The organism is Pseudomonas sp. 8(2025) (genome assembly GCF_052665325.1).
On the sequence record NZ_JBQOIE010000002.1, the window covers coordinates 372,308 to 387,311 of the forward strand.

The window sequence follows — 15,004 nt, forward strand, 5'->3', positions numbered from 1 at the left end:
TGCGGGTGCGATGCTAACGCACTCGGCCATTTGCACAAGGATTTTTGTTGTTTCAGGGGGAGCGACCGGTGGCCGCTGCCACAGCCTCCGGCAAGGCGTAGGCGGCCATTGGCGCCATAAAGCAAAACGCCCTTGAGCAAGAGCTCAAGGGCGTTGGCTTCAGGCCGGTTGCGGCGCCGCGTTCAGCGGCTGCAACGGCAGCAGCGGTGCATGGGGATCGGCATCCACCGACTGGCGCCAGGCGCTCAGCCATTCGCTGTGCCCCTCGCTCCAGACCTGCTCGTGCAGGCGTCCCAGGGCTACCGGGTCGCTCAACAGCGCCAGCCGCTCGCTGTTGTTCAGGGCCGCCGGGCCGACTTTCAGAGCATGCCGTACACGCTCCTGGCGCAGCCACTCGATGGGCTCGGCCTGGGTGTGGCGCGAGGTCGCCAGGGCACAGGCCAGGGCGTTCTGCTGCGGATCCACCACGGCCCGGACAAAGCCGTCGTTGAGCGCATGCCAGCGGTTTTCATGGGTGTACTGGTCGGTTGCCAGCAGCGCCTGTGGCGGAGCGTATTCCTCGGGGATCAGGAACAGGCTTTCGTCACGGGACTTCAGGCCCAGGCCCACGCGGCTGGAGATCACCGACACCGGGATCGACAGCATCAACGAACCGACGATCGGTACCAGCCACCAGAGGAAGCTCGGGTTCAACCAGATCACCAGCAGCGCCCAGCAGAAGCCCAGCAGGGTCTGCGGACCGTGGCGCTTGACCGCTTCGCTCCACGGCGTGGAGTCGTCGTCACGCTGTGGCGAGTTCCAGGTCGCGGCCCAGCCCAGGAACGCGGCCAGTACGAAACGGGTGTGGAAAATCATCCGCACCGGCGCCAGCAGCATGGAGAACAGCATCTCCAGGAGCATCGACAGGGTCACCTTGAACTTGCCACCGAACTCTTTCGCACCCTTGGCCCAGATCAGGATGATGCTCAAGAGCTTGGGCAGGAACAGCAGCACGATGGTGGTGGAGAACAGCGCGATGGCCTTGTCCGGATGCCACTGCGGCCACAGCGGATACAGCTGCCGCGGCTCGAGGAAGTACTGCGGCTCCATCAGGGTGTTGACCGCCAGCAGGGCCGTGGACAGCACCAGGAAGAAGAACCACAGCGGCGCCGACAGGTAGGACATCACCCCGGTGAGGAACACCGCGCGGTGCACCGGGTGCATGCCCTTGACCAGGAACAGGCGGAAGTTCATCAGGTTGCCGTGGCACCAGCGCCGGTCACGCTTGAGTTCGTCCAGCAGGTTCGGCGGCAGCTCTTCGTAGCTGCCCGGCAGGTCGTAGGCAATCCACACGCCCCAGCCGGCACGGCGCATCAGCGCGGCTTCGACGAAGTCGTGGGAGAGGATCGCACCGGCGAAGGCACCCTTGCCCGGCAACGGCGCCAGGGCACAGTGCTCGATGAACGGCTGCATGCGGATGATCGCGTTGTGCCCCCAGTAGTGGGATTCCCCCAACTGCCAGAAGTGCAGGCCGGCGGTGAACAGCGGGCCGTAGACCCGGGTGGCGAACTGCTGCATGCGCGCATACAGGGTGTCCATGCCCGAGGCCCGTGGCGCGGTCTGGATGATCCCCGCGTCCGGCGTGGCTTCCATCAGGCGTACCAGGCTGGTCAGGCATTCGCCGCTCATGACGCTGTCAGCGTCGAGCACGACCATGTACTTGTAGTCACCGCCCCAACGACGGCAGAAGTCGTCGAGGTTGCCGCTCTTGCGTTTCACTCGGCGGCGACGGCGGCGATAGAAGATCTTGCCGAAGCCCTTGGCTTCGCGGCAGACATCCAGCCAGGCCTGCTGCTCGGCCACGCAGATATCGCTGTCGTTGCTGTCGCTGAGGACGAAGAAGTCGAAACGGTCCAGGTCACCGGTGGCCGCCACCGACTCGAAGGTCGCGCGCAGGCCGGCAAACACCCGGGGCACGTCTTCGTTGCAGATCGGCATCACCAGTGCGGTGCGCGCATCCTTGGGAATCGGCTCGTTGCCGGCGCTGGCCCCAGAGATGCGGTACTTGTCGTGGCCGGTCAGCAGTTCCAGGAAGCCCATCAGCGCGGTCCAGAAACCTGCCGAGACCCAGCAGAACAGGATCCCGAACAGAATCAGGATGCTGGTCTGCAGGGCATAGGGCAGCACTTGCTGGGCGGTCTGCATCAGCGGCTGGTGCATGACCTCTTCCAGGTCGACGAAGGACCAGCCCTGGTACGGCATGATGCCTTTCATGTACCAGCCGGCGACGATGGTCTGGCCGAGCATCAGCACCAGCAGGATGTAGCGGCGGATAGAACCGACGGTACGCCAGCGAGCGGCCGGCAGTACCCGTTCGTCCTTCTTCGGCGCTGGCGGGTTGGTACGCCCGGTCAGGCGCCGCCAGCCGCGCACCAGAATATTGGTGCGCCACGGCTCCGGGACCACCTTGGTGCGGCGGATCGGCGGCGTGGCCTTGAGGCAGACCCGGCCCTCGGCGTCCACCGCGAGCATTTCCGCTTCTTCCAGCTCAGCGGCGGTGCTCAGGGTCAGGCGCTGGCCCACCGAGGCCTGGGCGGCATCGGTGGGGCCATCGAAGGTGCTGGACGACAGGCGTTGGTGCAATTCGCTGAAGGACTGGCAGCCCGCGAGTTCCGCGCGCTGCTGGTCCGACATCGGCAAATGCGCCAGGTACTCGGCAAGAGACTCTGGCTGTAGTTGAGAGTTACTCATCGGCAGGCAACTGATAGCTCCAGGTCTCGGTCAGGACTTGCTCCGTTTTAACCGGTTCCGGTGTGGCTGGGGCCGCGTCCGCAGCAGCAGGCTGCTTGGCGTCTTTGTGGTCCTTGTCCTTGGCGTTCTTGGCGTCTTTAGCCTCTTTGCCCGGCTGGGCTTGCGCCTGCTTGGCGGCTGCCGCTGCGGCTTCCTTCTCTTTCTTCTCCTGCTGCTTGGCGGCGATCTTGTCGGCCTTGGCGATGGAGGAGTTGGAGTTCGGCGTCGAGGCCTTGGCCGGCTCGGGCTGCGCAATGTCGCGGACCAGAGCGGCACGCATCTCGGTGGACTTGCTCGCGTCCTTGATCTTCATCCGCAGGGTCAGGCGCCAGCCCTTGGTTTCCGGGTTGTAGCGAACGCTGTTTTCCACCAGCTCGGCGTTGTCACCCACGCTGACCTGGCTGCGAACGTCGGCGTTTTCCGGCAATGCCGCCAGGGACGGGCCTTCGAAGTCCACCAGGTAGGCCACGCTGCCGTCGGGCTGACGGATCAGGTTGGACTGCTTGACGTCACCGGTGGAGCGCAGGGTCTGCTGTACCCAGGCGCTGTCAGGGGAATGCAGGGCGGCTTCGTCGATGGTCCAGTGCAGGCGATAGGCGAAATCCAGCGGCTGGCCTGGCTCAGGCTGCTTTTCCGGGTTCCAGAACGCCACGATGTTGTCGTTGGTTTCGTCCGCGGTCGGGATCTCTACCAGGTCGACGGTGCCCTTGCCCCAGTCGCCCTTGGGCTCGATCCAGGCGCTTGGGCGCTTGTCGTAGCGGTCGTCGAGGTCTTCATAGTGGCTGAAGTCGCGGCCACGCTGGAGCAGGCCGAAACCACGCGGGTTCTCCACCGAGAAGTTGCTCACGGCCAGATGTTTCGGGTTGTTCAGCGGGCGCCAGATCCATTCGCCATTGCCGGCGTGGATCGACAGGCCGCTGGAGTCGTGCAGTTCGCGACGGTAGTTGAGGACCTTCGACGGCTGGTTGGCGCCGAACAGGTACATGCTGGTCAGCGGGGCCAGGCCCAGCTTGCCGACCTTGTCACGCAGGAACACCCGGGCCTTGACGTCGACAATGGTGTCGGCGCCCGGCCGCAGGGTCAGGCGATAGGCGCCGGTGGCCCGTGGCGAATCCAGCAGGGCGTAGATCACCAGGTGCTTGTCGGTAGCCTTGGGCTGCTGGATCCAGAACTCGCTGAAACGCGGGAATTCCTCGCCGGATGGCAGGGCGGTGTCGATTGCCAGGCCCCGGGCGGACAGGCCATAGGTATGGCCCTTGCCAACGACGCGGAAATAGCTCGCGCCGAGCATGGTCATGATCTCGTCTTGCTTGTCAGCCTTGTTGATCGGGTACAGAACGCGGAAACCGGCGTAGCCGAGCTTCTCGGTGGCCTTGGGATCGAACTTCACGTCGCCGAAATCGAAACGGTTCGGGTCGTACTTGATCTCGGTAACGGTGTTGGCGCTGATCTCGTTGATCTTCACCGGCGTGTCGAAGTGCATGCCCTGGTGGTAGAACGACAGCTTGAACGGGGTCTTCTGGTCGGCCCATTCGGCTTTTTCGGTGAGGAAGCGGATTTTTTGGTAATCCGCGAACTTCATCTCACGGAACTCGTTCGGCAGGTTACTGCGCGGGGCCTCGTACTTCTGCCCGGCCAGGTCCTTGGCCTTGACCGATACATCATCCAGATTGAATGCCATGAGTTGACCGGCGCCGAGCAGGCAGACCAGCGCAGAGCCCATCACCAGTGCGTTTCGTAACCGTTTGGCAAACAAGTTTGGTGCATTACAGGGACTAACAATCACGAGCAACCCTCGCCGAAAACAGATCAAAAAACCAACGGCCAGCTATCTATATGCCAGGTTGGCGAGCATTGTTCCGACTCCGATGGGGCTAAATGATTCCCCAAACGGCCGTGGACAAGTCTCTACTTAAGTCAAAATGGACCAACGAACGCTGATCCCCGTAGCGCGCGATTATCTAGTAGCCCGCGTTACAACGCATCAGGGGTAACAAAGTATTTATCGCGAAAAACAGCAGTTTCCGGCCCAAATCGGTGGAAAAAGCTGTTTCAGGCGTTTTCAGGTCTGTAACAGGAAGGTTACCGGGCCATCATTGACCAGGTGCACCTGCATGTCCGCGCCAAAACGCCCTGATGCCACTTTGCCATGCAACTGTTGCGCCTTCACTACCAGGTAGTCAAAAAGCTCTTCGCCAAGGGCCGGCGGCGCGGCTGTGGAAAAGCTCGGGCGCAGCCCGCTCTTGGTGTCCGCCGCCAGGGTGAATTGCGACACCAGCAGCAAGCCGCCCTGCACATCCGCCAGGGACAGGTTCATCTTGCCCTCGGCATCACTGAACACCCGATAGTTAAGCAGCTTATGCAGGAGTTTGTCGGCACTGGCCCGGGTGTCCTCGGGCTCCACCGCCACCAGTACCAGCAATCCCTGGTCCACCGCGCCGACTATTTCCCCGGCGACTTCCACCCGCGCGCCACGCACGCGCTGCAACAGGCCCTTCATGCTTCTTCGGGCGGCAGGTCGAGCAGACGGCGCGCCATCTGGTCGGTGGCGCGTACCAGAGCATCGGTGATACCCGGCTCGGAGGCGGCGTGGCCAGCGTCGCGGATCACCTGCAGCTCGCTGTTGGGCCAGGCCTGATGCAGCTCCCAGGCGTTGTCCAGCGGGCAGATCACATCGTAGCGGCCATGGACGATGACCCCGGGCAGATGGGCGATCTTGCCCATGTCGCGGATCAGCTGGCCAGGTTCGAGGAAGGCGTTGTTGGTGAAGTAATGGCATTCGATCCGGGCAATCGACAGCGCCCGCTGCGGCTCGGAGAAACGGTCCACCACCAACGGGTTGGGGCGCAGGGTCGCGGTGCGCCCTTCCCAGCCCGACCAGGCCTTGGCCGCATGCATCTGGGCGATCTGGTCGGTGCCGGTCAGGCGCTTGTGGAAGGCGCTGACCAGGTCATGCCGCTCTTCCAGGGGAATCGGCGCCACATAGTCCTGCCAGTAGTCGGGGAACAGGCGGCTGGCGCCACACTGGTAGTACCACTGGATCTCCTGGGGCCGGGCAAGGAAGATGCCCCGCACGATCAGGCCGAGCACGCGCTCCGGGTGGGTCTGGGCATAGGCCAGGGCCAGGGTCGAACCCCAGGAGCCGCCAAACAGCACCCACTTGTCGATGCCCAGGTGCTGGCGAATGCGCTCAAGGTCCGCCACCAGGTCCCAGGTGGTGTTGTTTTCCAGGCTGGCGTGGGGGGTGGAACGCCCGCAACCGCGCTGGTCGAACGTGACGATGCGATACAGATTAGGGTCGAAGTAGCAGCGGCTGGCCCCATCGCAGCCCGCCCCCGGCCCGCCATGAATGAACACCACCGGCAAACCTTCCGGTGAACCACTTTCGTCGACATACAGCACGTGCGGCTCGTCGACGGCCAGATCGTGCCGGGCATAGGGTTTGATCTGCGGGTACAAAGTCTGCATTACGCGCTCCGTGGAGGTCGGGTTCATCCCTGGCGGGGACTACATTTATTCTGCCGTCCGGCATCATAAACCCGAATTACGCAATGAGCATGTCCTTGGAGAAAACAGGGTTGTTTCAGGTTTTGCGCGGGGGTCGAAGGCGCTTCGCGAGCAAGCGCGCTCCTACACAAAGGCGTGTACCCGCTGTAGGAGCGCTTGCTGTCAGGCGTAACGTTCCTGCCCCCAGGCCAGCAGCCCCTGGAGCAATTCCTTGAGCACCACCTGGGTCGGTGCTGCCAGGTCCTCGCGATAGCGGAACGGTTCGAACTCTTCCATGTAGGCGCTCTGTGCCAGCTCCAGTTGCACGGCATGGATATGCTCGTCCGGGTTGCCGTAGTGGCGGGTGATATGCCCGCCCTTGAAGCGCCCGTTGAGCACATGGGTGTAGTCGCCGTGGCCGGCGCAGATCGCCTCCAGCCGGCTGGCCAGTTGCGGATCGCAGCTGGCGCCATTGAAAGTGCCGAGGTTGAAGTCCGGCAGCTTGCCTTCGAACAGGTGCGGGATCAGCGAGCGGATGGAGTGGGCATCGAACAGCAGGGCATAGCCGAATTCGGCCTTGAGCCGCGCCAGCTCTTCCTGGAGGGTGCGGTGGTAAGGCCCCCACACCTCGTGCAGGTACTGCTCGCGCTCCTCACTGGACGGCGCCTGACCTTCGACGAACAAGGGCTCGCCGTCGAACAGGGTGGCCGGGTACAGGCCCGTGGTGGCCCCCACGTACAGGGGCTTGTCATCGGACGGGCGGTTCAGGTCGATGACAAAACGCGAATATTCGGCCGCCAGGGTACTGGCCCCCAGCTCCTGGGCGAACTGGTACAGCCGTGGAATGTGCCAGTCGGTGTCCGGCAGGCTCTGCGCCTGGGGCACCAGCCCGGCCGCCACCGCCGGGGTCAGGCGCGTACCGGCGTGGGGCATGCTGATCAGCAGCGGCACCCGGCCTTGTTTGAAATTCAGAACCTTATCCACAACCCTTCTCCTACACAGTCACTTCAACGCCGTGTCGCACGACGCGCTTTTCCAGATCGCCGCCCAGCCAGTAAGCCAGGTCGGCAGGACGATCGATCTGCCAGGCGACGAAGTCCGCCACCTTGCCCACCTCCAGCGAACCATGGGTCTTTTCCATGCCCAGGGCCTGGGCCGCATGCAGGGTAACCCCGGCCAGGGCCTCCTCGGGGGTCATACGGAAACAGGTACAGGCCATGTTCAGCATCAGCCGCAGCGACAACGCCGGTGACGTACCGGGATTGAGGTCGCTGGCCACGGCGATCTTCACCCCGTGCTTGCGCAGGGCTTCCATTGGCGGCAGCTGGGTTTCCCGGAGGAAATAGAAGGCCCCCGGCAGCAACACCGCCACGGTCCCGGACGCCGCCATGGCTATTGCATCCTCCTCGGTCATGAACTCCAGGTGATCGGCGGACAGCGCATGGTAGCGGGCCGCCAGGCTCGAACCATGCAGCGACGACAGTTGCTCGGCGTGCAGCTTGACCGGCAGGCCGAGCTGTTGCGCGACAATGAACACCCGCTCCACCTGCTCCGGGGAGAACGCCAGGTATTCACAGAAGGCATCCACCGCGTCCACCAGCCCCTCGGCCGCGAGGGCCGGGAGCATCTCGCTGCAGATATGCTCAATGTAGGCATCGCTGCGCTCGGCGTATTCCGGCGGCAGGGCGTGGGCCGCCAGGCAGGTGCTGCGCACGCTGACCGGCAACTCTTCGCCCAGGCGACGGATCACCCGCAGGATCTTGCGCTCGCTGGCCAGGTCCAGGCCGTAGCCGGACTTGATCTCGACGCTGGTCACGCCATCGCGCAACAGGCTCAGCAGACGCTTGCGGGCGCTGCTGAACAGTTCCTCCTCGGTGGCGGCCCGAGTAGCCCGTACGGTACTGGCGATACCACCGCCGGCAGCGGCGATCTCGGCATAGCTCACCCCTTGCAGGCGCTGCTCGAACTCACCACTGCGGTTGCCGCCAAATACCGTGTGGGTGTGGCAATCGATAAAGCCCGGGGTTACCCAGGCTCCAGCCAGGTCATTGACCTGGGCGTAGTCGCCGGCCGGCGCCTCCGAGCGCCGGCCGATCCACTCGATGTGCGCCCCTGACGTCACCATGGCCGCATCCTCGATGATCGAGTAAACACCCGAGGCCATGCTGGCGACGTTGCAGTGTTGCCAAAGAGTTTTCATCCAACCTCCATTAATGGTCAGTAGGTAAAGGAGCGTCACTCATGATCGCCTGGGCCTGCCCCGCCATGGGCTTGACCCACAGCATATAGGCCACGATCAGTAGAGCGATCCACACTACGCCGACGATCAGCGCTCCCTGGGTTTTCGGGAAATAGCCCAGCACGCCGAAGATGAACAGCATGAAGGCAATGGCCGCCGCCGGGGCCCAAGGCCAGAATGGCACCTTGAACTGCAACTGGGCCACCTGCTCGGCGGTCATCGAACGGCGCATGGCCACGTGAGTCAGGAGAATCATCAGCCACACCCAGACCGTGGCGAACGTGGCCAGGGAAGCGATCAGCAGGAAGATGTTTTCCGGGATCAGGTAGTTCAGCACCACCCCGATCAACAGAGTCACGGCCATCACCACCACGGTCATCCACGGCACCCCGTGCTTGGACACCTGGGCAAAGCCCTTGGGCGCCTGCCCTTGCCGGGCCAGGCCATACATCATCCGGCCGGCGCCGAAGATGTCGCTGTTGATGGCCGATACCGCCGCCGAAATCACCACGATATTGAGGATAGTGGCGGCCGAGCTGATGCCCAGGCTGTCAAAGATCTGCACGAACGGGCTGCCCTGGGTACCGATCTGTGGCCAGGGGAAAATCGACATCAGCACGAACAGGGTCAGCACGTAGAACAGCAGGATACGCAGCGGCACGGCATTGATCGCCTTGGGAATGACCCGCTTCGGATCCTGGGCCTCGCCCGCAGTGACCCCGATGATCTCGATGCCGCCAAAGGCAAACATCACCACGGCAAACGAGGCGATCACCCCACTGATGCCATTGGGCATGAAGCCGCCGTGGGCCCAGAGGTTGGCGGCGCCAGTGGCCTGGTCCTGCGCGGCGCTGCTGATACCGAAGAGCATGATGCCCAAGCCCCCCAGGATCATCGCGACGATCGCCCCGACCTTGAGCAGCGACAGCCAGAACTCCATCTCGCCGAACACCTTGACGTTGCACAGGTTCAGGCCACCGATGAACAGCACGATGCCCAGCACCCAGATCCAGCGCGCCACTTCGGGAAACCAGAAGCCCATGTAGATGCCGAAGGCAGTCACGTCCGCCAGGCACACGATCAACATCTCGAAGGCGTAGGTCCACCCCAGGATGAAGCCCGGCAACGGCCCCAGGTACTGGCTGGCGTAATGCCCGAACGAACCGGACACCGGGTTGTGCACGGCCATCTCCCCGAGGGCGCGCATCACCATGAAAACCGCCGCGCCACCGATCAGGTAGGCCAGCAACACGGCGGGCCCGGCCATCTGGATGGCCGAGGCCGAACCGTAGAACAATCCTGTACCGATGGCCGACCCCAAGGCCATGAAGCGTATATGGCGGGCTGTCAGCCCTCGGCGTAGTCCACTGTCTTGCGATTGCATGTCATCGTCCCTTTTATTGTTATCGGACAAGTCCGCCCCGCGCAGGGGTGCGGGGCGGAGGAAGCAGACGCTCCGCGCCTGTCTTGCAGGTAAAGCCAACCAGCACGGGCCGCAGCTCCACGCCGAGCGCGAAGCTGCCTGGCGGCCCGGCGTGCATTACAGGCTCGGCAACAACCGGGCTGGCAGCAGCCCGTTCAGGCAACGCGAAGCCAGCAACTCACCGGCGGCGTTGATGTCCGGTGCAAAGAAGCGGTCCTTCTCGTAGTACGCCACTTTCTCGCGCAAGGTGGCACGGGCCTTTTCCAGGGTCGGCGAGGTTTTCAGGCCTTCGCGCAGGTCCAGCCCCTGGCAGGCCGCCAGCCATTCCACAGCCAGGACACCACGGGTGTTCTCGGCCATTTCCCACAAGCGCTTGCCGGCGGCCGGGGCCATGGAGACGTGGTCTTCCTGGTTGGCAGAGGTAGGGATGCTGTCCACCGAGTGCGGGTGGGCCAGGGCCTTGTTCTCGCTGGCCAGGGCCGCGGCGGTGACCTGGGCGATCATGAAGCCGGAGTTGACCCCGCCATTGGCCACCAGGAACGGCGGCAGCTGGGACATGTGCTTGTCCATCATCAGCGAGATCCGCCGTTCGCTCAGGGAGGCGATCTCGGCGATGGCCAGGGCCATGTTGTCGGCGGCCATGGCCACCGGCTCGGCGTGGAAGTTGCCACCGGAAATCACGTCACCTTCGGCGGCGAACACCAGCGGGTTGTCCGACACGGCGTTGGCTTCCACCACCAGCACTTCGGCAGCCTGGCGCAACTGGGTCAGGCAGGCGCCCATCACTTGTGGCTGGCAACGCAGGGAATACGGGTCCTGGACCTTGTCGCAATTCTTGTGCGACGCGGATACCTCGGTGCTGTCCCCCAGCAACGCGCGATAGGCCGCGGCGGTATCGATCTGCCCGCGCTGACCACGAGCGGCGTGAATCCGCGGGTCGAATGGCGAGCGCGAACCCAGCACCGCTTCCACGGTCAGGCCGCCGCACACCAGGGCGCCGGCGAACAGGTCTTCGCCCTCGAACAGACCGCGCAAGGCGTATGCGGTGGAAACCTGGGTGCCGTTGAGCAGCGCCAGGCCTTCCTTGGCGGCCAGGGTCAACGGCTTGAGGCCGGCCACTTCCAGGGCCGCTGTCGCTTCCAGCCACTGCCCCTTGTAGCGCGCCTTGCCCTCGCCCAGCAGCACCAGGGACATGTGGGCCAAAGGCGCCAGGTCGCCGGAAGCACCCACCGAGCCCTTGAGCGGGATGTGCGGGTAGACCTCGGCGTTGATCAGGGCGATCAAGGCGTCGATCACCTGGCGGCGGATCCCGGAGAAGCCACGGCTCAGGCTGTTGACCTTGAGCACCATGATCAGGCGTACCAGGTCATCGCTGATAGGCTCGCCAACACCGGCGGCGTGGGACAGCACCAGCGAGCGCTGGAGGTTTTCCAGGTCGGCGCTGGCAATGCGGGTCGAGGCCAGCAGGCCAAAACCGGTGTTGATGCCATAGGCAGTACGATTCTCGGCGAGGATCTGCTCGACACAGGCGACGCTGGCGTCGATCTGCGCCGAGGCGCTGCCATCCAGGGTCAGGGTCAGCGGCTGCTGATAGATGGCCCGCAGTTGGGCCAGGGTCAGTTGGCCGGGAATCAGGTTTAGCGCAGTCACATTCATGCTCCTTTTGAGAGTTTTGTAATAACTAGCCAGTCGCTCCGGAAGCTTCCGTTGTCCGTCGCCACCCGCAGCTTGAGCAGGTGGCGCCTTGGCACGCTGGCGATGGGGAAATCCGTTTTATTGCACCTTGGAAAAGCGTTTGTTGAGCAATCGCGGGTCCTTGAGCAAGGCCGCCACGCTGGCGATATCCGGGGCCAGCCAGCGGTCCTGGTCGTAGGCCGGAACCCGCTCGCGCAGCAGGCACCAGGCAATGCCGGTGCCGGTGCCGAAGCGCTGCTCCTTGAGAAATTCGAATGCCTGGGCCGCCAGCAGGTACTCGATGGCGAGGATCTGGGTGCAGTTTTCCAGCACCTGCAGCAGCTTCAGGGCGGCGTTGGTGCCCAGGCTCAGGTGGTCTTCCTGCAGGCCCGAGGTGACGAAGTTGTCGAGCACCGCCGGCTGTGCCAGCTGGCGGTTCTGCGCGCACAGCGAGGCCGCCACGTACTGCACGATCATCATCCCGGAGTTGACCCCGGGCTCGGCCACCAGGAACGCCGGCAGGCCACTGACATGGGGGTTGATCAGGCGGTCCAGGCGGCGCTCGGCGATGGAGCCTATCTCGGCCATGGCAATCGCCAGCACGTCCGCCGCCAGGGCCACCGATTGGCCGTGGGGGTTGGCCTGGGACACCACCCGATAGTTGTCCGGGGTGCCCAGCAGCAACGGATTGTCGGTGGCGGCATTGAGCTCGGTTTCCACCTGCCTGGCCGCGTGGGCCAGTTGATCCCGGGCAGCACCGTGCACCTGGGGAATCGAGCGAATGCTCAGGGCGTCCTGGGTACGGATGCCCTTGCTGGAAGCGATCACCTCGCTGCGGTCGAGCAAGGCCCGCAGGTTGCTGCCCACCACTTGCATGCCGGGGTGCGCCTTGAGGGCGATGATCTCGGCATCAAAGGCGGCGATCTGGCCGCGCAGGGCCTCGAAGCTCATGGCGCCGATCACGTCGGCCCACTGCAACAGGCGGCTGGCATCGGCCAGGGCCAGGCAACCGAGGCCGGTCATGCACGGCGTGCCGTTGACCAGACACAGACCATCCTTGGCCCCCAGTTGCACCGCTTGCAGCCCCTCCTCGGCCAGGGCCTGCTCGGCGCTGACGATGTGCCCGCGATAGCTGACCTGACCGACGCCGAGCAGCGCCACGCCGATATGGGCCATGTGGGTCAGGTAGCCCACCGAACCCTGCGACGGCACCTGCGGGGTGATCCCGCGATTGAGCAGCGCCAGCAGCGCCTGGACCACCTGCCGGTGGATCCCGGACTTGCCGTGGCTGTAGTTGATGATGGCCGCACAGATGATCGCCCGGGTCTGTTCGTCGGCCAGCACCGGGCCAACTCCGCAGGCATGGCTGAGCAGGGTATTGCGCGACAGCTGGCTGAGCTGCTCGCCGGCCAGCAACACATTGCACAAGGCCCCAAGGCCGGTGCTGATGCCATAGGCGCGCTCGCCGCTGTCCACCACTTTGCGCACGATGGCCTGGGCATTGTCGATCCGCGCCCAGGCCTGCTCCGAGAGTTCGAGCTCAGCACCGTGGCGGGCGACGGCGACAACATCCTGCCAACCCAGGGGGGCGTCGGCGATTACGATCTTTTCAGCCTGGAACATCGTTAACCTCGTGGTGAAATCCGGGGGCCTCTTCGCTGGCAAGCCAGCTCCTACGGGCCCGGGGCTTGTGGGCTGTTGAACTACACCGTCGCGGCACGACGCTGGACGAAACGGTCGACGTACTCATCCGCCGGTGAATGCAGGATCTCCCTGGGCGTGCCCACCTGGATCAGGCGGCCGTCCTTGAGGATCGCGATGCGGTTGCCGATGCGCACGGCCTCGTCCAGGTCATGGGTGATGAAGACGATGGTCTTGTGCAGCGTCTTCTGCAGCTCCAGCAACTGGTCCTGCATTTCTGCGCGGATCAGCGGGTCGAGGGCGCTGAAGGCCTCGTCCATGAGAATGATGTCGGTGTCCGCCGCCAGGGCCCGGGCCAGGCCGACCCGCTGGCGCATGCCGCCGGACAGCTGGTGCGGGTACTTGTTCTCGTAGCCCTTGAGGCCCACGGTGTTGATCCAGTGCAAGGCACGCTCGGCACACAGTGCCTTGCTCTCGCCGCGCACCTTGAGGCCGTAGGCAACATTGTCCTGCACGTTGCGGTGGGGCAGCAGGCCGAAGCTCTGGAACACCATGCTGATCTTGTGCCGGCGAAACTGGCGCAGGGCCTCCATGTCGTATTGCAGGATGTCCTCGCCGTCCACCAGGATCGCGCCGCTGGTGGGGTCGATCAGGCGGTTGAAGTGGCGCACCAGGGTCGACTTGCCAGAGCCGGACAGGCCCATGATGACGAAGATCTCGCCGGTGCCGATGCTCAGGGACAGGTCGTTGACCCCGACCACACAGCCGGTCTCGGCCAGCACCTGGTCCTTGCCCTTGCCTTGGCGGATCATCGCCAGGGCATCGGCAGGGCGACTGCCGAAAATCTTGAAGACGTTCCTCACTTCGATCTTGCTGATGGCAGCGCTGCTCATTTGCTCACCTCATGGCGCGGACGACCGTAGGCCTGGGTAATGCGGTCGATCACCACCGCCAGAATCACGATCGCCAGCCCCGCTTCCAGGCCGCGCCCGACGTTGAGGGTCTGGATCCCCACCAGCACATCCTCGCCCAGGCCACGGGCACCGATCATCGAGGCGATCACCACCATCGACAGGGCCATCATCGTGGTCTGGTTGATCCCGGCCATGATGCTCGGCAGGGCCAGGGGCAGTTGCACACCGAACAGCTGCTGCCAGCGGTTGGCGCCGAAGGCGTTGATCGCCTCCATCACCTCGCCGTCCACCTGGCGGATCCCCAGGTCGGTGAGGCGGATCAAGGGCGGCGCGGCGTAGATCACCGTAGCGAAGATCGCCGGCACCTTGCCCAGGCCGAACAGCATCAGCACCGGGATCAGGTACACGAAGCTGGGCATGGTCTGCATGATGTCCAAGAGCGGCATCAGCACTGAGCGCAGGCGGTTGCTGCGGGCCGAGAGGATCCCCAGGGGGATGCCGATCAGCACCGAGATCAGGGTGGCCACCAGCATCAGCGCCAGGGTCTGCATCAGCTTGTCCCACAGCCCCACCGCGCCCACCAGGAACAGCAGGCCGACGATCACCGCGGTGGTCAGCAGCTTGCGGGTGGCGTGCCAGGCGATACCGCCGACAATCGCCAGCATCAGCCACCAGGGCGCCATGCGCAGCAGGCCTTCGAGGTTGACGATGGCCCACAGCAGGGTGTCGGAAATGTGCCGGAACACATCGCCATAATGGGTCACCAGGGCGTCGACCCAGCCGTTGACCCAATCGGCGATGGAAAACGTGAAGCTTTCTGGAAACATAGGAAACTCTCGCTCAAAGGAGGTTGCTGTC

The 15,004-nt window shown here is 64.3% G+C and carries 11 protein-coding genes; all 11 read right to left on the reverse strand.

The window, feature by feature from the left end; translation table 11 throughout:
* Positions 1 to 159: 159 nt before the first annotated feature.
* Positions 160 to 2,730: a glucans biosynthesis glucosyltransferase MdoH gene (mdoH, locus tag ACUXVH_RS05570; RefSeq protein ID WP_011058789.1), complete on the reverse strand. Its 2,571-nt coding sequence runs from the start codon at positions 2,728 to 2,730 to the stop codon at positions 160 to 162.
* A complete protein-coding gene (locus ACUXVH_RS05575) occupies positions 2,723 to 4,492 on the reverse strand; it encodes a glucan biosynthesis protein G (protein WP_445494162.1) in 1,770 nt (589 codons plus the stop codon). The genes mdoH and ACUXVH_RS05575 overlap by 8 nt, the downstream gene beginning before the upstream one ends.
* A gap of 339 nt (positions 4,493 to 4,831) precedes the next feature.
* Positions 4,832 to 5,269: a D-aminoacyl-tRNA deacylase gene (gene dtd, locus ACUXVH_RS05580; protein WP_015633852.1), complete on the reverse strand. Its 438-nt coding sequence runs from the start codon at positions 5,267 to 5,269 to the stop codon at positions 4,832 to 4,834.
* Positions 5,266 to 6,237 carry a prolyl aminopeptidase gene (gene pip / locus ACUXVH_RS05585; protein WP_445494165.1) on the reverse strand — a complete coding sequence of 324 codons (972 nt, stop codon included), beginning with the start codon at positions 6,235 to 6,237 and terminating at the stop codon, positions 5,266 to 5,268. Before pip ends, dtd begins: the two co-directional genes overlap by 4 nt.
* A gap of 201 nt (positions 6,238 to 6,438) precedes the next feature.
* Complete coding sequence (gene hutG, locus ACUXVH_RS05590; protein ID WP_401262804.1) at positions 6,439 to 7,239, reverse strand: N-formylglutamate deformylase; 801 nt, start codon at positions 7,237 to 7,239, stop codon at positions 6,439 to 6,441.
* 10 nt (positions 7,240 to 7,249) lie between these two features.
* Complete coding sequence (hutI, locus tag ACUXVH_RS05595) at positions 7,250 to 8,455, reverse strand: imidazolonepropionase (protein ID WP_065364832.1); 1,206 nt, start codon at positions 8,453 to 8,455, stop codon at positions 7,250 to 7,252.
* Positions 8,456 to 8,465: 10 nt separating this feature from the next.
* Entirely contained in the window at positions 8,466 to 9,878 is a 1,413-nt protein-coding gene (locus ACUXVH_RS05600; RefSeq protein ID WP_015633849.1) for an amino acid permease, read from the reverse strand.
* 156 nt (positions 9,879 to 10,034) lie between these two features.
* The gene (hutH, locus tag ACUXVH_RS05605) at positions 10,035 to 11,573 is read right to left on the reverse strand and encodes a histidine ammonia-lyase (protein ID WP_100255271.1); all 1,539 of its coding nucleotides are present in this window, start codon (positions 11,571 to 11,573) and stop codon (positions 10,035 to 10,037) included.
* 117 nt (positions 11,574 to 11,690) lie between these two features.
* Positions 11,691 to 13,214, reverse strand: a complete 1,524-nt coding sequence (locus ACUXVH_RS05610) for an HAL/PAL/TAL family ammonia-lyase (RefSeq protein ID WP_011058781.1) — start codon at positions 13,212 to 13,214, stop codon at positions 11,691 to 11,693.
* Between the two features lie 80 nt (positions 13,215 to 13,294).
* Positions 13,295 to 14,125 (reverse strand): quaternary amine ABC transporter ATP-binding protein, encoded by an 831-nt coding sequence (locus tag ACUXVH_RS05615; RefSeq protein ID WP_011058780.1) that lies wholly within the window; start codon positions 14,123 to 14,125, stop codon positions 13,295 to 13,297.
* Positions 14,122 to 14,973, reverse strand: coding sequence for an ABC transporter permease (locus ACUXVH_RS05620; RefSeq protein WP_011058779.1), 852 nt, complete (start codon positions 14,971 to 14,973; stop codon positions 14,122 to 14,124). Before ACUXVH_RS05620 ends, ACUXVH_RS05615 begins: the two co-directional genes overlap by 4 nt.
* Positions 14,974 to 15,004 lie beyond the last annotated feature (31 nt).